This is a genomic window from Streptococcus sp. HMSC071H03 (assembly GCF_001813035.1).
Classification (GTDB): domain Bacteria; phylum Bacillota; class Bacilli; order Lactobacillales; family Streptococcaceae; genus Streptococcus; species Streptococcus anginosus.
This window is the reverse complement of sequence record NZ_KV811145.1, coordinates 61,824-84,854: the sequence shown is the minus strand read 5'-3', so window position 1 is coordinate 84,854 and position 23,031 is coordinate 61,824. Positions and strand designations below refer to the sequence as shown.

Annotated in this window: 22 protein-coding genes and 2 pseudogenes; 7 read left to right on the top strand and 17 right to left on the bottom strand. The window is 39.3% G+C overall.

From position 1 onward, the window contains the following. The 3 genes from HMPREF2887_RS01805 to HMPREF2887_RS01795 form a co-directional block, all read left to right on the top strand. Positions 1–754 (top strand): iron chelate uptake ABC transporter family permease subunit (locus HMPREF2887_RS01805; protein WP_084740376.1); only part of this gene is annotated, 754 nt, incomplete at its 5' end. Position 755: 1 nt separating this feature from the next. Beyond that, complete coding sequence (locus HMPREF2887_RS01800) at positions 756–1,508, top strand: iron ABC transporter ATP-binding protein (RefSeq protein ID WP_021001931.1); 753 nt, start codon at positions 756–758, stop codon at positions 1,506–1,508. A gap of 22 nt (positions 1,509–1,530) precedes the next feature. Next, a complete protein-coding gene (locus tag HMPREF2887_RS01795; protein WP_003023719.1) occupies positions 1,531–2,505 on the top strand; it encodes a siderophore ABC transporter substrate-binding protein in 975 nt (324 codons plus the stop codon). A gap of 62 nt (positions 2,506–2,567) precedes the next feature. On the opposite strand, the gene HMPREF2887_RS01790 is transcribed toward HMPREF2887_RS01795, so the two are convergent. The 11 genes from HMPREF2887_RS01790 to HMPREF2887_RS01745 form a co-directional block, all read right to left on the bottom strand. Further along, complete coding sequence (locus HMPREF2887_RS01790) at positions 2,568–3,299, bottom strand: metallophosphoesterase (RefSeq protein ID WP_021001932.1); 732 nt, start codon at positions 3,297–3,299, stop codon at positions 2,568–2,570. Between the two features lie 46 nt (positions 3,300–3,345). After that, the gene (gene recN, locus HMPREF2887_RS01785) at positions 3,346–5,004 is read right to left on the bottom strand and encodes a DNA repair protein RecN (RefSeq protein WP_021001933.1); all 1,659 of its coding nucleotides are present in this window, start codon (positions 5,002–5,004) and stop codon (positions 3,346–3,348) included. Positions 5,005–5,011: 7 nt separating this feature from the next. After that, positions 5,012–5,443, bottom strand: a complete 432-nt coding sequence (locus HMPREF2887_RS01780) for an arginine repressor (RefSeq protein WP_021001934.1) — start codon at positions 5,441–5,443, stop codon at positions 5,012–5,014. Then, a complete protein-coding gene (locus tag HMPREF2887_RS01775; RefSeq protein WP_021001935.1) occupies positions 5,436–6,251 on the bottom strand; it encodes a TlyA family RNA methyltransferase in 816 nt (271 codons plus the stop codon). The genes HMPREF2887_RS01780 and HMPREF2887_RS01775 overlap by 8 nt, the downstream gene beginning before the upstream one ends. Next, complete coding sequence (locus HMPREF2887_RS01770) at positions 6,217–7,119, bottom strand: polyprenyl synthetase family protein (protein ID WP_003023709.1); 903 nt, start codon at positions 7,117–7,119, stop codon at positions 6,217–6,219. The genes HMPREF2887_RS01775 and HMPREF2887_RS01770 overlap by 35 nt, the downstream gene beginning before the upstream one ends. Further along, positions 7,116–7,328, bottom strand: a complete 213-nt coding sequence (locus HMPREF2887_RS01765; RefSeq protein WP_003023708.1) for an exodeoxyribonuclease VII small subunit — start codon at positions 7,326–7,328, stop codon at positions 7,116–7,118. The genes HMPREF2887_RS01770 and HMPREF2887_RS01765 overlap by 4 nt, the downstream gene beginning before the upstream one ends. Continuing rightward, positions 7,306–8,646 (bottom strand): exodeoxyribonuclease VII large subunit, encoded by a 1,341-nt coding sequence (gene xseA / locus HMPREF2887_RS01760; RefSeq protein WP_021001936.1) that lies wholly within the window; start codon positions 8,644–8,646, stop codon positions 7,306–7,308. Before xseA ends, HMPREF2887_RS01765 begins: the two co-directional genes overlap by 23 nt. Before the next feature lie 189 nt (positions 8,647–8,835). Further along, positions 8,836–9,204: a conjugal transfer protein TraX gene (locus tag HMPREF2887_RS10380; RefSeq protein WP_232043647.1), complete on the bottom strand. Its 369-nt coding sequence runs from the start codon at positions 9,202–9,204 to the stop codon at positions 8,836–8,838. Positions 9,205–9,222: 18 nt separating this feature from the next. Then, positions 9,223–9,570: a TraX family protein gene (locus tag HMPREF2887_RS10375; RefSeq protein ID WP_232043648.1), complete on the bottom strand. Its 348-nt coding sequence runs from the start codon at positions 9,568–9,570 to the stop codon at positions 9,223–9,225. Positions 9,571–9,871: 301 nt separating this feature from the next. Beyond that, complete coding sequence (locus HMPREF2887_RS01750; RefSeq protein WP_021001937.1) at positions 9,872–10,729, bottom strand: NAD(P)H-hydrate dehydratase; 858 nt, start codon at positions 10,727–10,729, stop codon at positions 9,872–9,874. 313 nt (positions 10,730–11,042) lie between these two features. Continuing rightward, positions 11,043–11,897, bottom strand: coding sequence for a bifunctional methylenetetrahydrofolate dehydrogenase/methenyltetrahydrofolate cyclohydrolase (locus tag HMPREF2887_RS01745; RefSeq protein ID WP_024052840.1), 855 nt, complete (start codon positions 11,895–11,897; stop codon positions 11,043–11,045). A 268-nt stretch (positions 11,898–12,165) separates the two neighbouring features. On the opposite strand from HMPREF2887_RS01745, the pseudogene HMPREF2887_RS01740 reads away from it, so the two are divergent. From HMPREF2887_RS01740 to HMPREF2887_RS01730, 3 genes and pseudogenes are all read left to right on the top strand, one after another. Further along, positions 12,166–13,457: pseudogene (locus HMPREF2887_RS01740) on the top strand (ABC transporter permease). 11 nt (positions 13,458–13,468) lie between these two features. Then, complete coding sequence (locus HMPREF2887_RS01735) at positions 13,469–14,116, top strand: ABC transporter ATP-binding protein (RefSeq protein WP_003023699.1); 648 nt, start codon at positions 13,469–13,471, stop codon at positions 14,114–14,116. Positions 14,117–14,138: 22 nt separating this feature from the next. Beyond that, positions 14,139–15,526: pseudogene (locus HMPREF2887_RS01730) on the top strand (ABC transporter permease). A gap of 360 nt (positions 15,527–15,886) precedes the next feature. Here HMPREF2887_RS01730 and HMPREF2887_RS01725 read toward each other — a convergent pair. From HMPREF2887_RS01725 to HMPREF2887_RS01705, 5 genes are all read right to left on the bottom strand, one after another. Further along, entirely contained in the window at positions 15,887–16,429 is a 543-nt protein-coding gene (locus HMPREF2887_RS01725) for a ClbS/DfsB family four-helix bundle protein (protein ID WP_021001941.1), read from the bottom strand. Between the two features lie 73 nt (positions 16,430–16,502). Beyond that, positions 16,503–16,637, bottom strand: a complete 135-nt coding sequence (locus HMPREF2887_RS01720) for a FeoB-associated Cys-rich membrane protein (protein WP_003023693.1) — start codon at positions 16,635–16,637, stop codon at positions 16,503–16,505. Between the two features lie 8 nt (positions 16,638–16,645). After that, complete coding sequence (gene feoB, locus HMPREF2887_RS01715; RefSeq protein ID WP_021001942.1) at positions 16,646–18,790, bottom strand: ferrous iron transport protein B; 2,145 nt, start codon at positions 18,788–18,790, stop codon at positions 16,646–16,648. Continuing rightward, on the bottom strand, positions 18,787–19,263 hold the full coding sequence (locus HMPREF2887_RS01710) for a FeoA family protein (RefSeq protein ID WP_021001943.1): 477 nt from the start codon (positions 19,261–19,263) through the stop codon (positions 18,787–18,789). Before HMPREF2887_RS01710 ends, feoB begins: the two co-directional genes overlap by 4 nt. A 165-nt stretch (positions 19,264–19,428) precedes the next feature. Then, positions 19,429–19,659 (bottom strand): DUF1797 family protein, encoded by a 231-nt coding sequence (locus HMPREF2887_RS01705; protein WP_003023686.1) that lies wholly within the window; start codon positions 19,657–19,659, stop codon positions 19,429–19,431. Positions 19,660–19,897: 238 nt separating this feature from the next. Between HMPREF2887_RS01705 and HMPREF2887_RS01700 the strand changes: the two genes are divergently transcribed. Further along, on the top strand, positions 19,898–22,177 hold the full coding sequence (locus tag HMPREF2887_RS01700; RefSeq protein ID WP_021001944.1) for an ATP-dependent Clp protease ATP-binding subunit: 2,280 nt from the start codon (positions 19,898–19,900) through the stop codon (positions 22,175–22,177). A 43-nt stretch (positions 22,178–22,220) separates the two neighbouring features. On the opposite strand, the gene HMPREF2887_RS01695 is transcribed toward HMPREF2887_RS01700, so the two are convergent. Further along, positions 22,221–22,826, bottom strand: a complete 606-nt coding sequence (locus HMPREF2887_RS01695; protein WP_021001945.1) for a GyrI-like domain-containing protein — start codon at positions 22,824–22,826, stop codon at positions 22,221–22,223. Positions 22,827–23,031: the final 205 nt, after the last annotated feature.

Here is a 23,031-nt window from a genome sequence, read left to right as displayed (position 1 = left end):
TTTTTTAACACCAAGCATTCTTGGAATGGAATCTCTCTATGTCTTTATGCAGACGATTTATCTTTTCTTTGCTAGCAAATTCATCGGCAATACTGGTCATCCTTTGCTTGAGTTTATCTTAGTCTTACTCATACAGTGTGGCTTCTTTTTCTGCCTGCAACCTGCATTAAAAAAGCTACTCCAGCAAGGATTTGTATTTATTTTATTGATTTGCATGGCACTAGGGACGCTCTTTAGAAGCGCCAGCATATTCTTGCAGGTGCTAATGGATCCTAACGAATATGATAAACTGCAGACAAAACTATTTCCTTCCTTTCAACGAATGAATATGGATATTCTATCTGTCGCTGCAATTATCATTGGACTAGCAGGTTTGTATTTGTTAAAGAAGAACGCTATTTTGAATATCTTTCATTTGGATAAAAAGACAGCTACTATTTTAGGTGTAGAAGTTGAAAAAGAGCAAAAAAAGATACTATGGGCAATTGTTTTGCTGACTTCAACGACAACTGCTCTCGTTGGACCTATGATGTTCTTCGGCTTTATGATGTCCAATTTAGCCTATCTGTTAATCAAAGAATACCAACACAAATGGTTATTCTCAGTAGCAATTTTACTCGGTTTTCTTTCTCTAACTACTGGGCAAATGCTGGTAGAGCGCGTCTTTCAGCTCCAAATCAATGTCAACATGGTCATTGAGCTTGTCGGAGGGTTATTCTTCTTTTATCTTTTAGCTAAGGAGGCAAGACGCTAGAATGCAATTAAAAAACGTTGGCAAATCATTTGGAAATCAAGCAATTTTAGAAGATATTCAACTGAATATTTCACCGAGCAAATTCACCGCCTTTATTGGACCAAATGGTGCTGGAAAATCAACGCTGCTTTCCATTATGAGCCGTTTGCTCAAGAAAGATCACGGTTTTCTCAGTATCAAGGGAAAAGAAATTGAAGCTTGGAACTCAAAAGAGCTCGCCAAAGAATTAACCATTTTAAAACAGAAAATCAATTATCAATCTAAATTAACGGTTGAAGAATTGGTTTCCTTCGGTCGCTTTCCTTATAGTCAGGATCGTTTGACAAAAGAAGATTTCAAAAAAGTAGAGCAAGCACTTGAATATCTGGACATTCTTGATTTAAGAAATCGTTTTATTGATACACTCTCCGGAGGTCAATTGCAGCGCGTTTTTATCGCTATGGTGCTCACTCAAGACACTGATTTTATCCTTTTGGACGAGCCACTAAACAATCTAGATATTAAGCAAAGTATTTCTATGATGAAAATCTTGCGGTCTCTCGTTGATGACTTAGGAAAAACGATTATCATTGTCATTCATGACATCAATATTGCCAGTCAGTATGTTGATGAAATTGTCGCCTTTAAAGACGGAAAAGTCTTTTATCAAGGTACAACCAATCAGGTCATGAGAAAAGAAATTTTAGATCCATTGTATGAAATGGACATTACCCTTGGGGAAATCAATGGTAAGAAAATCTGTGTTTATTTATAATATTAAAATTGGAGGAATTTTAATGAAAAAGAATACAAAAACACTACTTCTATCTCTCTTCGCAGCTGTTGCAGTTGTGCTACTCGCTGCTTGCAGCGACAATAAACAGTCCAATTCAAAAACGACAAACTCTTCATCTGCTTCTAGTGAAGTCACTATCAAAACAGCAAATGGAGATGTGAAAGTCCCTACCAACCCTAAAAAAATTGTAACACTGGATTTAGGTGCAGCTGATACCATTCGTGCTTTAGGAAAAGAAAGCAGCATTGTCGGTATGCCAAAGAAAACTCTGCCTGCTTACTTAAAAAATTTACCAAGTAGCATTAAAAATGTAGGTAGCATGAAAGAACCGAATATGGAAGCTATCGCAGCTTTAAAACCAGACTTGATTATTGCTTCTGGTCGTACAGCTCAATATGTCAAGAAACTCAAGGAAATTGCCCCTACTGTATTATTCCAAACAGACAACAAAGACTACTGGGGTTCTACCAAGAAAAACATCCTTTCTTTAGCAAGTATCTTTGGAGAAGACGGAACCAAAAAAGCTAAAAGTGAATTAGCTACATTAGACAAGGAAATTCAAACCGTTGTTGCTGCCAATGAAAAATCAAATAAAAATGCTCTTGCGATGATGTTAAATGAAGGTGCAATATCTGCTTTCGGAGCTAAATCACGTTTTGCTTTCCTTTACAGTACTTTGAAATTCAAACCAACAGATGCTAAAATCAAAGAATCAAGACATGGACAAGAAGTCAGCTTTGAAAGTATCAAACAAATCAATCCAGACATTATCTTTGTTCTGAACCGCACTCTTGCTATCGGTGGGGACAATTCGGCCAATAAAGACTTACTGAATAACTCACTGATCCAAGAAACAAATGCTGCTAAAAACAAAACTATTGTAAACTTGACATCCGACCTCTGGTACCTAAGCGGAGGCGGACTCGAATCCACAAAATTGATGATTGAAGATGTAAAAAATGTAGCTGGGAAATAATATAAAAGAGCTGGAGAAAACCTTAAATGCATTTTCTCCAGCTCTTTTATCATCCTCAACTTCTAATTATCCTCTACCGCGAAACCATCATTTGTGATGAAATGATGTTCTAAAATTCCCTCATTTCCAAATAAAACTCCGTGGAGAACACCGCCATAGACAGCACCGCCATCCATGCCAATTTTTTGATCCTGCGTTTGCCAAAGGTGACTTGTCCCAGGCATCTCAGAAAAAAGATAAAAAGTCGGAGTATGCCCAAATACAATTATCTTTCCTGTTTGATTAAGACCTTGATGAAAGGGCTCACGTATCCAAACCTTTTGATAATCGCTTGTTTCATGCCAATCTTTTAAAGTTAAGTCAACTCCAGCGTGTACAAAAATATAGTTATCTGTTTCAACAAAGAAAGGCATCTGACGAATAAAAGACACGAGGTCTGGCGCCTCTTCCGACACGCGCTTCGCGTCTTCAACTCCATCAACAGGAGTATCTAAAGGTCGCCCCAAAATGGAATTGATTGTTGTGTCACCGCCATTGCGACGATAATGAGCATAGCCGCTCTCAGGATTGTCCAGCCAAGTTAAAAACATGTATTCGTGATTCCCAGAAATACAAATCGCTCCTTGCTTGTCGACAAGACTTTTCACACACTCTAAAACCGCTCGGCTGTCCTCGCCACGGTCAATCAAATCTCCCAAAAAGATGAGCTGACTTTCTCCATCCCATTTTTTGAGTAATTCTTTTAGCATTTTTGCTTTTCCATGTACGTCACCAATTACAAAATAATTTGTCATGATTACCTCCTGATAACAACCCATTTAGCACAAGCCAAAGAGTATTTCATTTTTTCAAGAGCTCTCTAGCCTGCGTGAGGGCTGCTTGGGTCACATTTTCACCCGCCAACATTTTGGCAATTTCTTCGACACGCTCCTCATCTGATAACAAGCGAACAGTTGAAACGGTCGAATGTTCATCAGATATTTTCTCAATGAAAAATTGATAATCTGCAATGGCAATCACTTGTGGTAGGTGCGAGATGGCAAGAACTTGTCCATTGGAGCCAATTTTATGAATCTTTTGAGCAATAGCTTGTGCAACACGTCCCGATACACCTGTATCTACTTCATCAAAGACAATGCTGGTCTTGCCTTCCTTGCGAGAAAAAGCAGACTTGATTGCCAACATTAAACGAGACAATTCACCACCTGAAGCAACCTTAACGAGCGGTTTGTAATCTTCACCGGGATTGGTCGAAATATAAAATTCAACGTGTTCATTCCCATCGCGGCTAAATTTTCCCTTGGTAAATTGAACTCGAAAATTCGCCTTTTCCATATAGAGGTCTTGCAGTTCTTGCTGAATCTCTGCTTCTAACTGCTGGGCTAATTCGTGCCGAGCCTGACTAAGACTGCTTGCTAGAGAAACCAAGTCTTTTTCCAGCTTTTTCAGCTCTTTGTTCAAATCATCTGATGAAAGATTTTTCCCAGTAAGTAGAGCATATTCTTTAGAAATCTGCTCAAAATAAGCTAGGACATCATCTACTTGACCGCCGTATTTGCGAGTAATACTATAGATTAAATCTAGGCGACTTTCTACTTCTAAGAGACGGCCACCATCAAAATCCAAGTCTTCTAGAATATCCTCCAAACGCTTTGTCACATCTTCCAACACATAGTAAGATTCAGAAAGGTTGGTCGCAATTTCTTTGTAAGTGGCGTCATAGTCTTCAATAGCTTCCATGTCATTCATGGCAGAACGAACATTCGCTAAACTAGAAAATTCTTCATCATCCAGCATGGCATAAGCATTGGTCAAAGTGTCCGCAATCTGCTTATGATTGAGCAACTTATCACGTTCTTGATTTAAAGCTAAATCTTCACCTGCTTTTAAATTAGCTGCTTCAATCTCTGCAATTTGATATTCCAGCATGTCAATCCGCGCTTTATTTTCTTCTTGATTCTTTTGAATTGTTAAGACCTGCTTACGCAACTGACGATACTGGTCAAAAGTCTGTTGATAATCAGCTTTGAGCTTGAAAAATGCGTCAGCTCCAAACTCGTCCAACATGGCAATATGCAGCTGCGGTCGCATGAGTTCTTCTTGATCGTGTTGACCGTGAATATCCACCAAATGCTGTCCAACAGCTCGCAAGACAGACAAATTAACCATTTGACCATTAATACGACTGACACTACGCCCATTTTGAAAAATTTCCCGCCGAATAATCAGCTCCTCTGTCATATCAAGCCCTTGCTGCTCAAAAATTTCAACCAAAGCCTTACTCTGCTCAATTGCAAAAAGCCCTTCAATCTCTGCTTTTGATGCACCGTGACGAATCACATCTGTTGTCGCGCGGCTTCCTAGCATCATGTTCATAGCATCAATAATAATAGACTTTCCAGCCCCTGTTTCACCTGTCAAAACGGTCATGCCTTGCTCAAAATTGAGGGAAATCTCTTCAATAATTGCAAAATTTTTAATGGAAATTTCAAGTAACATAGGCTATCTACCAATTTCTGATTTGTTCCAATACCTGATGAGCCATTTCTTCACTACGGAAAATAAGGAGAATCGTGTCATCATCGGCTAAAATACTAAAAATGTCATTAGAGAAATCTTCTACAATTTGTCGCTTCACAAAAGCTGTGCTTCCAGGGACAAGATTGAGATTGATCATATTTCCAAATAGCTCAAACTTTAAAATATTATTGTCCGCCAACTTCAAACTCGTGCTAGCTGATTTCGGCAGTTCATAAATATAAGTGTTATTTTTCAGTGGGATTTTGACAATGCCCAATTCTTTAATATCACGCGAGACAGTCGCTTGAGTAGCTGTAATTCCTGATTTCTTCAGATATTCTACAATTGCTTCTTGTGTTCCAACTTTATAGTCCGACACAAAATGTCTAATTTTTTCTAATCTTTCCTTTTTATTCATCTTTAAATTCCTTATGTGCTGTCTCTACGACCGTTGTAATCATTGCTTTTACTAGTTTTTCAGGATGAGGATTTTTTTCCAAATAAGCTAAAAATTCCACATTCCCATGCCCACCTTGAATAGGGGAGAAATCTAAATCCTTGACGGAAAATCCTGCTTCAACCATAAAGTCCGTTACTTTTTCTAAAACTGCTTGATGCACTTTTTTATCTTTCACAATCCCATTTTTGCCAATCTGCTCTCTTCCTGCTTCAAACTGAGGTTTGATAAGTGCAACGACTTTTCCATTTTCAGCCAAAATCTTATGCAGAGCTGGCAAAATGAGACCAAGCGAGATAAAACTGACATCAATGGAGGCAAAGCGAGGTGTCTCCTCAAAATCAGCTACTTTGGCATAACGAAAATTAAACTGCTCCATGCTGATAACACGTTCGTCTTGGCGCAATTTCCAAGCCAGTTGATTGGTACCGACATCTACCGCATAGACCTGTCGTGCCCCGTTTTGTAGCATGACGTCCGTAAAACCGCCCGTTGATGCCCCAATGTCCAACGTGACCTGATTTTCAACTGAAATCTCAAAAACCTGCAAAGCCTTTTCTAATTTTAAACCACCACGGCTAACATATTTGAGCTTTTCTCCTTTGAGCTTCAACTCAGTAGTCTCATCAATTTTCTCGCCAGGTTTATCGAAACGCTCACCATTCGCAACAGCAACGACTAAACCCGCCATCACACCGCGCTTGGCCTGTTCTCTTGTTTCAAAAAGCCCTTGCTTATAAGCTAGAACATCTACTCTTTCTTTCGTCATTGAGTTTTAAACTTTCTATTATCTTTCTGATAGCCGCGCCTGAAAAAGCAAGCTCTGCTTCTACTTCTGCCAATAAATGCTCTGTTTCCTCTAGCTGTTCTTCAAAGAATCGCTTTGCTCCATTCAAGCCCAAAATAGCTGGATAGGTGGCTTTCTCTGCTGCCACATCTTTCTGCGGTGTCTTCCCCAACTCTTCAAAGTTCGCTGTGATATCTAAAATATCATCTCGCACCTGAAAAGCTAAACCAAGTAATTGACCAATTTTTCTTAATTTTTCCTGCTGTGGCTGTGCCACTTCCGCAATCAAACCCGCAGCAATAAAAGGATAGGTCAGGAGTTTGCCAGTCTTATTGGCATGAATATTCTGCAGCTCTGCTAAACTGATGTCCTTTCCTTCGCCCTGCATATCAAGGACTTGACCTCCGACCATACCAAAAGTTCCAGCCGCTAATGACAATTCTGCAATCAAATTTACCTTGATTTGACTAGGTAGTGCCGCTTCTGCTATCAAGGCATAAGAATCCAAAAAGAGAGAATCTCCCGCTAAAATAGCCATTGCTTCGCCAAATTTCTTGTGGCTGGTCAAGCGACCACGACGATAATCATCATCGTCCATAGCCGGCAAATCATCATGAATCAAGCTACCTGTATGAATCATTTCAAGTGCTGCTGCCACTTGGAAATGTGCTTCTGTCAGTTCAAGTCCTAGACCTTCTAATAATTCTAAAAGTAAAAGAGGACGAATTCGCTTACCGCCTGCATTAACAGAATAGAGGATTGCTTCTATCAAATCAGCAGACACCACTTTTTGAGCATACAACCCCTCGATAGTCTGTCCAATTCTAGCTAATTTTTCGTCTTGTTTCATTCCATTTCCGTTTCTGTGCCATCAGCCTGCATAACCTTTACCAGCGTTTTTTCTGCTTTGTCCAAGGTTGTTTGAAGTTCTTTTGAAAGCTGCATACCCTTTTGGAACTCAGAAATCGCTTCTTCCAAAGCCACATCTCCGTTTTCTAACTTCTGTACGATAACTTCTAAGTCTGCTAAATTTTCTTCAAATTTCTTTTCTTTCGACATCTTTTACCTCAACTTCTATCTGACCATCTCGCATCAAAATGGTTAATTGATCTTTCTTATTGACTTTCTCAATAGATTCTAACACCTGTTCATCTTTTTTGACAATAGCATAACCCCGAGCCACAATTCGGCTAGTATCCAGCATGAGCAAAGCGTCAGACAGACGCTTAACTTCAGCCACTTTATGGTCATAAACAACTGCCATATTGCTACGCAGAAGCCGTTCCAACTGAGCTACACGCTCTTGATAAATCTGAACCTGCCTTAAGGGAGCCAGAGCCTCCAAACGATGTTGTAAAAGCCTTGCTCGCTGCACTTCCTCGTTATAATATTCGCGAATTTTTTGCTTGAGCCGTAAATTAAGTTGATCTAATTTTTGCAGGTAGCTATCATATAGTCGTTCTGGTTGGCGAAAAATGACAGACTGACTCAGCTTAGCTAATCGCTCACGATTGTAAGTAAGACGATTAGACATGGCAGCTGCTAACCGATTTTGTTGCTGCTGCAAGTGTGCTAGGAGATCCAGCTTTGTTACAGGTGTTGCTAATTCAGCAGCCGCTGTCGGCGTTGCAGCGCGTCTATCTGCAACAAAATCTGCCAAGGTCGTATCCGTTTCATGCCCTACACTCGAAATAATCGGAATGTGCGATTCAAAAATTGCACGAACAACCACTTCCTCATTAAACGCCCAGAGATCTTCAATTGAGCCACCACCTCGACCGATAATGAGCACATCTAAATCATTTCGCTCATTAGCACGACGAATATTTTCTGCTACTTCAGCAGACGCTCCTTCGCCTTGCACCTTCGTCGGATAAAGAATTATCTCAACTCCCGGAAAACGACGACTAACAGTTGTGATAATATCGCGAATCACTGCTCCACTAGGACTGGTCACTACTCCAATTTTCTTTGGAAATTGCGGTAAAGCTTGCTTAAAGCGCTCCTCAAAAAGCCCTTCCTCGCCTAGCTTTTTCTTGAGCTGCTCAAACTGAATCGCCAAAGCTCCGATACCGTCTGGCTCCGCTTTTTCAATGATAATGGAATAAGATCCACTAGGTTCATAGAGTTGAACACGACCGATGACATTAATCTTCATGCCCTCTTCCAAGTCAAAACCTAACTTCTTATAAACACCACCCCAAATTGTTGCCTGAATGACTGCTTTTTCATCTTTGAGAGAGAAATATTGGTGATTAGGTCGCCTACGAAAATTAGAAACTTGCCCCGTCAGATAAACTCGTTCTAAATAAGGATCTTTATCAAACTTTAACTTTAAGTATTTGGTCAAGGTTGACACGGATAAATACTCAGACATTCCTCTCCTTTCATTTCCTGTAATGCTTCTTTATTCATAATTTTTATTATACCAAACAATCTATAAAAAATCATTTCCAGCCCTCAACGAAAAAGGAAAGACTAGTTTCCCATATCTTAAGCAGAGCCTAGCCCAACAAACTTGCCAAAATATACAAAAGATAGATATGCACAGGATAGAAAAATAACTTCATACCACGACTTTTTCACCGTTGTAAAAATACATTGGAATAACCGCAAAAACCATCATCCATTGCACAGACGTTGGATCTGTTAGATACACAAATAAAGAGACTAGTGTTAATGTCACCATTTGTGCTATGCGGTGTCTGCGGAAGATATAAAAGAAAAGACCAAGGTAAACCATGACATCCCCTCCTTCAACCACGAGAATGTTCGGAATGGCCATGATAAAAAAAGCAATAATTTGAACCATCAGAGGTGATATATTTTCACTGGCTAGATAACCCAATAGAAACAAAGCCGGCAGAGCCAGAAGAATCGGTAAAAGAAAAAGGCCCAATCCTTTCCAGAATGAATAAAGTTTCTTTTCTTTCATACCCTCAACCATCAATTCCTAAGCACAGATAGATATGCCCGCTAAGAAAAAGGCGCCAAAAGCATTATTCGCCAGCCCAACTTGACCATTAGTGAAAAATTGACTGACAATCATGTTTCCAATAATCATAAACCATGTCATAAAGAGCAACCGTTTCAAATAAGCTTTTCGATTATGCGTATAATAAAAACTATCAGCTGCCAGAAACATAAAAAGAGGAAAAACTACGCGTCCTAGCATTGTTAGCCACATCGGGGCGCCAAAAGCACCAAACATTTCGTAGATATGATCTAAAAACACAAGTAAAATAGCTAAAATTTTCAAGTTCGTTGCATTCGATATTTTCTTTAAAGATTGTAACATCATAAATTCTCCATTTCTTTTTTTCAACAAGCATAATCTTACTGAAAATTTCCCACTCTTTCCATTATATAAATTTACATTTTCAGAAAGAAAAGTGACATTTTTGTAAGGCAGAAAAAATAAGGTCAAGATAAAACATCTCAACCTCATTAAATACAATGAATTTTCATAAGATAGTGGATATTGAAAAAGTTTATTCTCCCTTTCAACTTGTACTAAACCTCATGAGCTAAATATTACTTTTATAAATAGCTAATAAAAGTTAAACTTTCCAATTTTTTAAATGCTTTTTCAGGCTTTTTCATTATAACATATTTTCTTTTTTAGCTAGCTTCTTCATCCACTTAGGGATTTCTTTACTGATTTCTGTTGGCAAGACTACATAGTTTTCTTTGCTTAACTCCTCTGCAATGGCTGAATGCAGATAGACTGCTGCTGCTACACGTTCCAGTAAGGAACTAGTCTTGAACTGCCCTGCAAAACCCGCAATCATGCCTGCCAGAGTATCTCCCATGCCACCCGTTGCTTGATAAGGACCACCAATAGTCAGTTGAAAATGGTTTCCATTTCCACTTTGAAAAATAGTCGTTCCGTGCTTCTTTTGAACAACGATAGTTCCAGCAGGGAAGGAATTAACAGCTTCTTGGCTTTTTTCAACCGTTTGCTCAGCTATCTTTAATCCGCTCAACCGCTCCCACTCTTTTTGATGTGGAGTAAAAATCGTCTGTGCTTTTGGAAATGGCAGAGCTTCTTTGCTAAAGAGAGAAATAGCTCCACCGTCCATGATGAAGATTTGATGTTCACTGACAAGTTTCACTACCAGCTGCAAAACGGCTTTTTCAAGTTTACTTTCAGCTAAACCTGATCCAATCAATACTACATCTGCTTTTTGGACTTGCTCGGTCAATAGCTTTTTATCTTGTACATCAAAAGCCATTGCTTCTGGTAAATGAGCGTGGAGAGCTGCGATATTTTCCCTATCCGTCGCCACCGTCACTAGACCAGCTCCGCTATGAACTGCAGCTAAGGCTGCCATGATAATCGCTCCACCAAAAGGATATGTCCCGCCAATTAACAACAAGCGACCGTAATCCCCCTTGTGACTATGGAGTGCACGTGGCTGAACGACCTTTTCTAATAATGTACAATTGACCACTTCCATTATTTTCTCCTTTTGCATACTGCGATTTCCCTTGTCTACCTCTATTTTATATAAAGGAAAAAAGACCTGTCTAGGACATTCTTGTCTCAGACTCGTTTACTTTCTAGAATAAAACTCAATACGCAGTAGTTGAGTGACCTTTATTATGCTGATGTTATCAGCTTTTACAAACCTACTCAACCTTGCAGGGGTGGGGTAACAAATTTGATTTCTTACGAAATACCAATTTTTTATACGTAATTTTCACGATTACACTCTTTCTGTGGAGGAGTTCGCAGTAATCATGGCTGTCTGTCCCACTCCCATGACATTCTTATTTTTTCAAACTCCGCTTGCACGCTCGATAGGTTTGCTCCATGAGCATGGTAATGGTCATCGGACCAACCCCTCTTGGTACAGGAGTAATGAGACTTGCGGTTTCAGATACTTCATCAAATTTCACATCGCCAATCAATTTACCATTTTCATCACGATTCATACCAACATCAATCACGACCGCGCCTTCTTTGACAAAATCTTTAGTCACAAAATGTCCGCGACCAATAGCTACAACTAAAATATCAGCTTCTTTTGTAATCTCTGACAAGTGATGTGTCCGTGAATGCGTCAGAGTTACTGTTGCATTTTTAGCAAGTAAAAGCTGTGCCATGGGCTTTCCGACAATGTTACTCCGTCCAATGACAACAGCACGTTTACCTTCTAATTCTACACCGTACTCATGAAACATTTCCATAATTCCAGCAGGTGTGGAGGGAATCATGACAGGATGACCACTCCAAAGGCGTCCCATATTCATTGGGTGAAAGCCGTCCACATCTTTATCAGGGTCAATTGCTAACAACACTGCCTCTTCATCAATATGCTTTGGCAGTGGCAACTGAACTAAAATCCCGTGCCAAGCTGAATCTTGATTGTATTGGTCTATCAAAGCAAGCAATTCTTCTTGACTAGTTGTTTCTGGCAGACGCACCACTTCGCTTCGAAGTCCTGCAGCCAAAGCTGACCGTTCTTTATTTCTCACATAGATTTGACTAGCTGGGTTATTGCCGACCAAGATGACTACAAGTCCAGGAACTAAGCCTGTTTGGTCTTTTAGTTTACGAACTTTCTCTGCTAGTTGTGCTTGTAATTTTTCTGCCAAAGCTTTTCCGTCGATTATCTTTGCCATATCCATCTCATTTCTAATTTCTTCATTACTATTATAGCAGAAATTCATTCATTTGCCCTATAGACTTTTTTATAGAAAGTTATAGAGCGAAACCAACCTTGTCTTTCCACCTTTTTCTACTATTTTATGAAAATTTACACAAAAAACAGAAAAAAAGGAGCCAAAAAACTTAAAATTATCTTAAACCTTAAAACTATTTTAAGGTAACTGCTTTAACATAGAACACGGTACCAATTTAGTTTAAAAATTTAAAGAAGGGAAGAAGACAATGCAAGTAGTGAAACAATCTTTGCATTACATCAGTCGAAAAAAGTTAAAACGGTTCTGATTTTTCTGATATTGACATTTATTTCTACTGCTCTATCCAGTAGTTTTGCAATTATGAAAACAACGGACAATATCGAAAAAAGGATTTATGATGCTTCAAATACTGGCTTTGCTATCACCAGTAAGAATATTGAAAATCCAATTTCATTAAAAACGGCAGAGAAATTGTTAGAGAATAAAGAAATCTCAAAACATAACTTAAAATACGATGTACTGGCAACCTTGACAAATAAAACAGTTGTCAAGAAGAGACAAGGAGTGACGCGGGACAATCAAAATCCTATTCTCAACAATCTCGTTGCAGCATTGGGCACAAATAATTCTCAGTTGGAAACGACCTTTGTCAGCGGTGTCTTTAAGTTAGAAAAAGGAAAACATCTTCAAAAAAGTGACCGCTCCAAGGTGTTGATTCATGAAAAATTAGCTGCGCAAAATCATCTCAAAGTCGGTGACAAATTCAAACTGCAAGGCATATCATTACGAGACGGTGATGCAAAAAATGGCAATGAAATAGAAGTTGAAGTTGCAGGGATTTTCTCTGGTAAAAAAGAAGAAAAACAAACGGGATTAAGTTCTGATGCAACGGAAAATACTCTTTATTTGGATTATGAAAGTAGTCAACGCTTAGCAGGCTACAAAGCAACTGACTATCAGGTCACATCAGCAGTTTACTATGTTGCTAATCCAAAGAACATTGACCAAGTGGTGACCGCCGTTAAGAAAGCGCCTATTGACTGGAGCAAGTTAGACCTTGTTAAAAATACGAAAGCATTTGAGACTATCTCTTCTTCTATCACGAGTTTTAAACAGATTGTTCGTGTCTTAACATTTAGTATCATCATCGGAAGTATCATCATTCTGGCCCTGATTCTTATGTTTTGGTTGCGAGAGAGAGTTTATGAAATCGGGGTGCTCCTATCGCTTGGTATTTCAAAGACAATGATTATGTCTCAATTTGTGCTAGAGCTTGTCATCATCTCTGTGTTTAGCATGGTTCTATCCACGATTAGCGGTTCTTATCTGGCTACCATGGTCTTTAAAGGCTTTATCAAGAAAGGACAAGACGGAGCTGATTCAGCGGCACTCTTTGAAAATGTGGTACCGCAGTTAGACCTGACCACGATGATGTTGACCTATGGCATTTTACTCATCATCATCTTATTTGCCGTAGTGGGATCATCCTCTATCATTTTACATAAAAAACCGAAGGAAATTTTAACCGATATTAGTTAAGGAGACAAAAAATGACGATTTTAAAAATAGATACTGTTAGTTATCAGTACAACACTTTACAAGAAAATGTATTGCAACAAATCACAACTTCATTTGAAAAAGGGAAATTCTACGCCATCATCGGGAAATCTGGTGCTGGAAAGTCCACTTTACTTTCCCTTTTAGCAGGACTCGACACTCCCACAAAAGGAAAAATCCTCTTTGAAAATCAAGACATTGCTGAGAAAGGATACAATCACCACAGAAGTAAACAAATCTCTTTGGTCTTTCAAAATTATAATTTAATTGACTACCTGACACCTCTTGAAAATGTCCGTTTGGTCAATCCACATGCAGATAAAGAAATCTTGTTACGGTTAGGCTTGAGCGAGAAAGAGATTCACCGCAATGTCATGCGCCTCTCTGGCGGTCAGCAGCAACGGGTGGCTATTGCACGTGCTTTGGCATCAGAAGCCCCTATTATCTTAGCCGATGAACCAACAGGGAATCTAGACGCTGCTACTGCCATGGACATTATTGACATTCTTATCACCTCTGCCAAAGAGAAGAATAAATGTGTCATTGTGGTGACACACAGCAAAGAGCTGGCTGATCAAGCAGATGTTGTCCTCGAATTAAAAAATAAAAACTTAGTGGAAGTCACTAAGAAAGCGAAATGATACCCCAAGGAGAAGAAATGATATGTTACCAATAAAAAACGCTTTGGCTTATGTCTGGCGCAAGAAAATCAAAAGCTTGATTATCTTTTTCATCCTGCTAGCCATATCTACCTTAACCTTAGGCAGCATTGCTGTTAAAAATGCGACTGACGCTGCTTCAAAAGAAACATTTAAAAATATTACCAGCAGCTTTTCCATGCAGATCAACCGTGAGGTCAATCCAGGAACACCACGCGGTGCTGGAAATCTCAAAGGCGAAGATATCGAAGCTGTGGAAAAAGTTAAAGGTATCTCTGGCTACATCAAACGAATGAATGTTGTCGCTGACTTAATTGATCACCAATTGGTTGAATCTGGAGAAACCGACTTTGAAAGCGAAGATAGAAACAAAAATTCGGCCGTGCCATTATGGCAACAGGTATCAACGATTCATCTAAAGATGATAAATTTACCGCAGAAACCTTCAAACTAGTTGAAGGTAGACATATCAACAAAAATGACAAAAATGTTGCTTTAATTCATAAAGATTTTGCAGAAAAGAACAAACTTAAAGTCGGCGATACGATTAATATAAAATCGAATACTTATGACTATGATAACGTTCGCAAAGCTAATAAAACGACTAAAGTGACAGTTATCGGAATTTTTGACGGGAAAAATAAAGGAGGCGTTTCTAGTCCTCAAGAATTGTATGAAAATACCTTTATCACAGACTTAGAAACGACTAAAACTTTACAAGGTTCAACAGATAAAAACGCTATTTATCAAGATGCTACTTTCTTTGTAAATGGTAGCCAAGATATTGATAAAGTGATGGCGAAAGTAAAAGAAATATCATCTATTGATTGGGAAGCCTACACCCTTGTTAAGAGCACAAGCAACTTCCCAGCACTTCAATCTTCTATTAACGGTATTTACGGCGTTACTGGAAACCTCTTAATCGGAACGCTAATCTTTGGAGCGATTGTTCTTACGCTAGTCTTGTTCTTATGGATCAATGGTCGTAGAAAAGAAATGGGAATCATGCTTTCAATGGGAATTAGCAAAACAAAGATTTTCTTCCAATTTATCACAGAAGTTCTCTTTGTAAGTATATTTAGCTTCATTGGTGCTTACTTTGCAGGTAGTGCTGTCAGCAAGGTGATGGGAAATAGCATTTTAAAACAAGTTACCAGTGGTATTGCTGAAAAACTAGCTCGAGAAGGTAAGAGCGCCAATCTTGGAGGCGGGGCTGAAGTGGATGGCTTTAACAAGACCCTCACTAGCCTCAATGTACATGTATCTCCTGATGATATGACCAAAGTGGTCATCTTTGGACTTGCCATTATCATCGTTTCCGTCCTCATTGCTTCAATCACGCTCCTTAGTAAGCAACCAAAAGACTTACTAATGGGAGATAACAGCAAATAAGATATCAATGAGTTCAGACAAAATCGGTCCGTCAGCTAAGTTGACGGACCGATTTATTTTATAGACAGCTGGACTGACTCTCGGATGAAATGACGTGAGGTTCGCTTTGTCGACTTGGTCGATAAAATGAACCGCTTTGGATTGGATCTGTCGACCTAGTCGAAAAGATAAATGACTTTTAGTTTACCACGTCGACCCGGCGGACGAGATGAACTACTTTTGGTTTGCTCCATCAGCCCGGCGGACAGGATGAAACTGTTTTGATTGGCTCCGTCAGCCCAGCGGATGAGGTTAACTACTGTGGATTTGGCTCGCTTGAGCATTGTTGTTTGTCTTTTTGCTACCAACCCTACTGATTGTTTACTGACTTTTACAGTTCTTTCGATGTGCTTTCAACTTCTTCATAGCCCAGTCATAATGACTTGATGTGCTACTAATAAAGTAGGAGCCGAGAGTACTCCCTCCAACCCATTTATAGATGCCCTTTGAAAACAACTCTTCATTTGTAAAGGTTTCAGCCAGGGTTAGCACTTTTTCCTGTGATTGATGAAGCAACTTGATTGCTTTTTCTAGCGGTGTCTGTTGATGTTTTTGCCAAAATGCCACATTCATCTCACCATAGTTTCTCCAATTATAAGCTGCTGGCAAAAACGATTTTTCGACACCATTTTGATTGGAATGCACCCAATCCAAAAGCAATTGTTGCCACTCATAAAGATGAATGAGAACATCTCTGAGGTTTTTATCCCTCTTCCAATGCACCTCTTTCTTTTTTTCATCTTTTGAAAAATCAAATGGAGTCTTTAACTCTTCTTCTGTTAATTGGGAAATCAATGACTGCAGCTTTGCATATTGCTGCGTCGCTGCACTGATCAACTCAGTCTTGCTAGTAGGTCTTACCATGTTGTGTTCTCCTTTTTTAATAAATCATACAACAAATAACCTGACAACCTCTGTCATGTTTTTCGTTTTCTCTTTATTTTTGTCTCATTTTTTCTTTGATTTCACATTGGCAGTCGCAATCGCCACAGCGTCCTTTTCCTTTGATGATATGGTGCATAGCTGCACCTGCTAAAACTAAAATGATGATAAATACAATAATCGTGGACATAATTTCTCCTATACTGTTTGCTGTGCCAGACTATCTAAAGTGATAACTTCTATTTTTCCTTTACGTGGTTTTCTAAAGATGAAATAGAGACCAACTACTACAACGAATAGAGCAAAAATAGTTCCAGAAGATATTCCTTTTCCATATAGCAACGCTTGACCAAACTGATAAATCACAAGACTAACATTATAAGCCAATAGCGTTTGGAAAGATATGGCAATCCACGTCCATTTAGCATTGCCCATTTCCCGATGAATCGCACCAATCGCTGCAAAACAAGGAGCGCAGAGTAGATTAAAGACAAGGAATGAGTAAGCGGAAAGTGCCGTATAATGCTGTTGGAGATTGGTCCACAACTCTTTGGTGGTCTCTGTCGCGTCTGTCACTTTATACAAGATTCCAAAAGTAGAAATCACCGTTTCCTTAGCCAACAATCCCGTAATAGCCGCAACCGTTGCTCGCCAATTGCCAAAGCCAAGAGGGCTAAAGATCCAAGCTAATCCTTTTCCTAAGGTGGCTAGAATACTATCTTCTGTCTCAACCGCCTGCAAGCCAAAGTTATAGGAACTAGCAAACCAGATGAATATATTGGTCACAAAGATAATCGTTCCAGCACGCTTAATGAAGCTCAAAGCCTTTTGACCAGCATAGCGCAAAACCGTTTTGACTTGTGGCAGGTGGTAACTCGGCAACTCCATGATAAAGGGCGCTACTGCTCCACCGAGACTCGCTGTCTTTTTCAAAGCAATCCCTGATAAGACAATCGCTCCCATTCCGACAAAATAAGCACTTGGTGCAATCCAAGGATTGCCGGGGAAGAAAGCTCCCGCAATCAAGGAAATAATCGGCAACTTGGCAGAACAAGGCATAAAGGTTGTTGTCATAATGGTAATTCTACGGTCACGTTCATTTTCAATGGTTCTACTCGCCATGACACCAGGAACGCCACACCCCGTCGAAATCAACATGGGGATAAAGGATTTTCCAGATAAACCAAAGCGTCTAAACAACCGATCCATAACAAAGGCAATCCGGCTCATATAGCCGATGTCTTCCAAGAAGCCCAAGCAGATAAACAAGACAAAAATCTGAGGCACAAAGCCTAGCACAGCTCCGCAGCCTGCGATAATCCCATCAATGATTAAAGATTGAAGCCAGTCGGCTACAGCTAATTGCTCTAGCAATGATTTAACACCATTTGGAATCCACTCCCCAAACAGAACATCATTTGCCCAATCCGTTCCCATTTTCCCAATCGTCTGAATGGAAAAGAAATAGACCAGCCACATAACAACTGCAAAAATTGGCAAGGCTAAATAACGATTGGTCACAATACGGTCAATCTTATCCGACAAACTCAATTGATTGACATCAGCTTGCAGCGCCATTTTGACTGCTGCCTCAATAAACTCATAACGCGCATTGACAACAATACTCTCTGCATCTTCTGTATAGATTTCTTCCGCAATCCGAATCGCATCTTCAATCTCCGCTTTTTGGAAATCAGACAACACCAGCTGTTCGGATAATTCTTTATCGCGTTCAAAAAGCTTAATGGCATAAAAACGAGCCTGTTTTTGAGGCACTGCATTTCCTAAAATGCGGATAATTTCTGACAAAGCCGCTTCAAAATGATTGTCGTAAGCTGGATAGAAAGCCTCTTCTACCTGATTCATCACTCGCATGACCTGCTGCATGACTTGGTCAATCCCTGTCTTTTTCAAAGCACTGGTCGCTACGACCGGCACTCCTAGCTGGTAGCTTAATTTTTCTGTATCAATCCATTTTCCTTGTTTTTCAACGACATCGCTCATATTTAAAGCCAGCACAACTGGAATTCCCGTCTCAATCAATTGCAAACTCAAGTACAGATTCCGCTCTAAATTGGTCGCGTCAACCACATCCAAAATAGCATCCGCATTGCCACTCAAAATATAATTTCTACTGACCATTTCCTCAGAAGTATAAGGAGATAAGGAGTAAATTCCCGGTAGGTCTTGGATAATGATTTCTTTATTTTTGCGAAATAACCCACTTTTCTTCTCGACAGTGACACCAGGCCAATTTCCCACATGCTGGCTACTACCGGTTAGAATGTTAAATAAACTGGTCTTTCCACTATTCGGATTTCCCGCAAGCGCTAATTCTTTCATCCTTTTGCTCCCTTTTCGCTTTTCACAACACTAACCAGACTCGCTTCTGACTTTCTCAACGTCAAATCGTAACCTCTCAACTTAATTTCTAATGGATCACCTAATGGTGCGACTTTCTGCAACTGAACTTTTGTGTTTTTCGTCAAACCCATGTCCATCAACCGTCGTTTTAAAGCACCATCTGCATGAATTGCTTCGATGTATGCCGAATCTCCAACAGCTAACTCAGATAAAGGAAGAGCTGAGCGGTTGCTATCTTTCAGAACAACGTCCAACTTTTCCAAAATGGAATTGTCCAAAGCAATCCTCGCAGCTCGAACTAAGAGAATGGCTGTATCATTCGTTTTGGAAATCACTTGGATCAAACTTCCTGTCTTAATCCCTAGATCAGCTAAATGACGGACACTCGCTTCCTCTAGATCGATTCCGACAATTTCATATTCTGTTATTAATTTTATTTGAGATAAATCCATACTCTCTCCTTTTCATTTTGTCAAGAAATATGCTTACTACCATCATTAGTATACCACTTTTTTCTAAGAATTTCTGACAATTCTAAGATAGATAAGCAAAAATTATTGCAAAATAAATATCCCCTAAGCAGGTGCCTAGAGGATATCTTATTAGAGACTAGCAAATTAATACAACAATTCATAAATTTCCATAGCAATCAAATCAATGCTGTCAAATGTGTAAGTTTCACGCGCTGCTACATCACGAAGAGTGAATACTGAGCCATTTTCTTCGTCATAGCTATAAGCTACTTCTGCTACAACAACTCCGTCACGCTCAAAATTGCGTTTCAAATTGCCACCATCTTTTGTCATAGCATCTAAACGATTGATAATTCTTACTAAATGTGATTCCATTTTCCTTCTCCTATTCATTTATACGTTACTATTTTACCACAAATGAAAGATGAAATACCAGCAAAAGACCCATTTTTGGTAAATTTAACACAAAATGAAATGCTCAAATATAAAATTCTATCTTTTAACACTTTATTCTTGCAATGTTTTAGAATACTGCTATAATGAAAATAAGAAGTTTGACTATTATTGACCAATTGATTTCCGTCAAGCAAATTTTAAAAGAAAGAGGTAGCACATGCTTTGTCAAAATTGTAAAATAAATGAATCTACCATTCATCTTTACACGAATGTGAATGGAAAACAACACCAAGTTGACCTCTGTCAAAATTGTTATCAAATCATGAAAACAGACCCAAACAATGCCTTGTTTCGTGGAATGACCAATATGAATAATCAAAACAACTTAGACCCTTTTGATGATTTCTTTAGCAATCTAGGGAATTTTCAAAATCATCAAGAACCACAAACCCCTCCGACTCAATCTGGAGGTGGTTACGGCAATGGAGGTTACGGTTCCAATCAAGGTGGGAGTGCACGCCAGCAAGCTCCGCAACAGCCTAAAGGCCTCCTAGAAGAATTTGGTATCAATGTAACCGAATTTGCTCGGCGCGGTGAAATTGACCCTGTCATCGGTCGTGATGAGGAAATCGTCCGCGTCATTGAAATTCTCAACCGTCGAACAAAGAACAATCCAGTCCTCATCGGAGAGCCTGGTGTCGGTAAAACAGCAGTTGTCGAAGGCTTAGCTCAGAAAATTGTAGATGGAGATGTTCCACATAAACTCCAAGGCAAAGAAGTCATTCGTTTAGATGTCGTTAGTTTGGTTCAAGGGACTGGAATCCGTGGTCAATTTGAAGAGCGAATGCAAAAACTCATGAACGAAATTCGCTCTCGACAAGATGTTATATTATTCATTGATGAAATTCACGAAATTGTTGGAGCTGGTTCTGCTGGCGATGGAAATATGGATGCTGGAAATATCCTAAAACCAGCACTTGCTCGCGGTGAACTCCAATTAGTCGGTGCCACAACTCTCAATGAATACCGGATTATCGAAAAAGATGCTGCACTGGAACGCCGTATGCAGCCTGTAAAAGTTGATGAACCAACAGTTGAAGAAACGATCACTATCCTCAAAGGTATTCAAAAGAAATACGAAGACTATCACCACGTCAAATACACAGACGATGCCATTGAAGCAGCAGCTGTCTTGTCCAATCGTTATATCCAAGATCGCTTCTTGCCTGATAAGGCCATTGACTTGCTAGACGAAGCAGGCTCTAAGATGAATCTGACACTTAACTTTGTCGATCCAAAAGTCATTGATCAACGATTGGTAGAAGCTGAAAACCTCAAGGCACAAGCTACTCGTGATGAAGATTTTGAAAAAGCTGCTTATTTCCGTGACCAAATTGCTAAATACAAAGAAATGCAGCAAAATAAAATGGTAAACCAAGACACGCCTATCATCAGTGAAAAAACCATTGAACATATCATTGAGCAAAAAACAAATATCCCAGTTGGTGACTTAAAAGAAAAGGAACAATCGCAACTGATTAGTCTAGCCGATGATTTGAAAGCTCATGTCATTGGTCAAAATGATGCTGTTGATAAAATTGCGAAGGCCATTCGCCGTAATCGAGTTGGACTAGGTACACCAAACCGACCAATTGGTTCTTTCCTTTTTGTTGGGCCAACCGGTGTCGGCAAAACAGAACTTTCTAAACAACTAGCGATTGAGCTCTTTGGTTCAGCTGACAGCATGATTCGTTTTGATATGAGTGAGTATATGGAAAAACATAGCGTAGCAAAACTCGTCGGAGCGCCTCCAGGTTACGTTGGCTACGAAGAAGCTGGACAATTAACAGAACGTGTACGTCGTAATCCTTATTCTCTCATTTTACTTGATGAAATAGAAAAAGCTCACCCAGATGTTATGCACATGTTCCTGCAAGTTCTTGACGATGGACGACTGACAGACGGACAAGGGCGCACAGTTAGCTTTAAAGATACAATTATCATCATGACTTCTAACGCCGGTACTAGCAAGGTCGAAGCAAATGTTGGCTTTGGAGCAGCGCGTGAAGGACGGACTAACTCTGTTCTTGGTGAATTGGGCAACTTCTTCAGCCCAGAATTTATGAATCGTTTCGATGGTATTATTGAGTTCAAATCTCTTAGCAAGGAAAATCTCCTACAAATCGTAGATTTGATGCTTGAAGATGTGAATAAACGCTTAGCTGTAAATGGTATTCACCTAGACGTAACAGACAAAGTCAAGGAAAAATTAGTTAATCTTGGTTATGATCCAAAAATGGGAGCTCGTCCACTTCGCCGAACAATCCAAGATCACATCGAGGATGCTATCACCGACTACTACCTTGAACACCCAAGTGAAAAAGAACTCAAGGCTGTCATGACAAGCAACGGTAAAATTGTCATCAAATCGGCTAAAAAAGCTGAAAATGAAGCCGACAAAGAAATCCAAAAACCAGCAGATAACAATGCTAATTAAACATGAAAGTCACTCCTTAGAAGTCTAGGGAGTGACTTTTTAGTTACTGAACACTATATCTCAAAATTGTCGTTAGTTTCTCTGGAGCAGTGCGATTTTTATTGTTCAAATAAATTTCACGATGATATGCTGTGCAGCGTTTTAACCCATTTTCTTGACAGAAAGCATCCATTTTCGCGAAGGTTTGTGGTTCATCGTCAAATGGTCCTACATGAAGCATGGCAACGCTGCTTCCTTCGCTTATTCGTTCAAAGCGAATCTCATTATAAAACGGATTTGGCTTTTTCACTTTTACTTTTTCGAGAGCTGTTTCAACTATTTCATTTGTAATAAACTCTGGCTGAGCAATCATAATCGTATAAACCAAGTCGTCTTTTACCAAAGTCTCTGCTTCTGTTTGCTGCCAAACCCCTTCCAAAGGGTAAACGGTAAAATCAGTAAATTCCTGATGATGAGCAGTTTTTTTATACTCCATTTTAATCGCATAAGCGAGGGAATAAAGAGCAGAAACCCTTTCTGAAAAGTCAGCTTTATTTGGATTTCCTTGACCATTTAACATGATAAATGACTGCACAGGGTGTTCAATGACCACAGGAGTTTTTGGACCTTGATAAAGTTTTTTATCTAATTTTCTCCATTCATATTTCATTTGTTTGCTCCTTTCATTTTTCTATCATGAGTATAACAGAAGAAACTTGTCGCCTGGTGTCAACTTTTATATAAAAGTAAAATTTGTTTGAAGATTTTTCTTCTGTTTTCCCATATTTTTTATAATAGATATTCTGTTTTTTCAAAATAATCAGAAAATTTCAATTTTTCTATTGTTTTTTTGGAATAAGATGTTATAATAGACA

What these genes read in the sequence shown, in the direction of transcription:
- HMPREF2887_RS01800 (WP_021001931.1), top strand. Translation starts at nt 756, where the DNA reads ATGCAATTAAAAAACGTTGGCAAATCATTTGGAAATCAAGCAATTTTA.
- HMPREF2887_RS01795 (WP_003023719.1), top strand. Translation starts at nt 1,531, where the DNA reads ATGAAAAAGAATACAAAAACACTACTTCTATCTCTCTTCGCAGCTGTT.
- HMPREF2887_RS01790 (WP_021001932.1), bottom strand. Translation starts at nt 3,299, where the DNA reads ATGACAAATTATTTTGTAATTGGTGACGTACATGGAAAAGCAAAAATG.
- recN (WP_021001933.1), bottom strand. Translation starts at nt 5,004, where the DNA reads ATGTTACTTGAAATTTCCATTAAAAATTTTGCAATTATTGAAGAGATT.
- HMPREF2887_RS01780 (WP_021001934.1), bottom strand. Translation starts at nt 5,443, where the DNA reads ATGAATAAAAAGGAAAGATTAGAAAAAATTAGACATTTTGTGTCGGAC.
- HMPREF2887_RS01775 (WP_021001935.1), bottom strand. Translation starts at nt 6,251, where the DNA reads ATGACGAAAGAAAGAGTAGATGTTCTAGCTTATAAGCAAGGGCTTTTT.
- HMPREF2887_RS01770 (WP_003023709.1), bottom strand. Translation starts at nt 7,119, where the DNA reads ATGAAACAAGACGAAAAATTAGCTAGAATTGGACAGACTATCGAGGGG.
- HMPREF2887_RS01765 (WP_003023708.1), bottom strand. Translation starts at nt 7,328, where the DNA reads ATGTCGAAAGAAAAGAAATTTGAAGAAAATTTAGCAGACTTAGAAGTT.
- xseA (WP_021001936.1), bottom strand. Translation starts at nt 8,646, where the DNA reads ATGTCTGAGTATTTATCCGTGTCAACCTTGACCAAATACTTAAAGTTA.
- HMPREF2887_RS10380 (WP_232043647.1), bottom strand. Translation starts at nt 9,204, where the DNA reads ATGAAAGAAAAGAAACTTTATTCATTCTGGAAAGGATTGGGCCTTTTT.
- HMPREF2887_RS10375 (WP_232043648.1), bottom strand. Translation starts at nt 9,570, where the DNA reads ATGATGTTACAATCTTTAAAGAAAATATCGAATGCAACGAACTTGAAA.
- HMPREF2887_RS01750 (WP_021001937.1), bottom strand. Translation starts at nt 10,729, where the DNA reads ATGGAAGTGGTCAATTGTACATTATTAGAAAAGGTCGTTCAGCCACGT.
- HMPREF2887_RS01745 (WP_024052840.1), bottom strand. Translation starts at nt 11,897, where the DNA reads ATGGCAAAGATAATCGACGGAAAAGCTTTGGCAGAAAAATTACAAGCA.
- HMPREF2887_RS01735 (WP_003023699.1), top strand. Translation starts at nt 13,469, where the DNA reads ATGACGATTTTAAAAATAGATACTGTTAGTTATCAGTACAACACTTTA.
- HMPREF2887_RS01725 (WP_021001941.1), bottom strand. Translation starts at nt 16,429, where the DNA reads ATGGTAAGACCTACTAGCAAGACTGAGTTGATCAGTGCAGCGACGCAG.
- HMPREF2887_RS01720 (WP_003023693.1), bottom strand. Translation starts at nt 16,637, where the DNA reads ATGTCCACGATTATTGTATTTATCATCATTTTAGTTTTAGCAGGTGCA.
- feoB (WP_021001942.1), bottom strand. Translation starts at nt 18,790, where the DNA reads ATGAAAGAATTAGCGCTTGCGGGAAATCCGAATAGTGGAAAGACCAGT.
- HMPREF2887_RS01710 (WP_021001943.1), bottom strand. Translation starts at nt 19,263, where the DNA reads ATGGATTTATCTCAAATAAAATTAATAACAGAATATGAAATTGTCGGA.
- HMPREF2887_RS01705 (WP_003023686.1), bottom strand. Translation starts at nt 19,659, where the DNA reads ATGGAATCACATTTAGTAAGAATTATCAATCGTTTAGATGCTATGACA.
- HMPREF2887_RS01700 (WP_021001944.1), top strand. Translation starts at nt 19,898, where the DNA reads ATGCTTTGTCAAAATTGTAAAATAAATGAATCTACCATTCATCTTTAC.
- HMPREF2887_RS01695 (WP_021001945.1), bottom strand. Translation starts at nt 22,826, where the DNA reads ATGAAATATGAATGGAGAAAATTAGATAAAAAACTTTATCAAGGTCCA.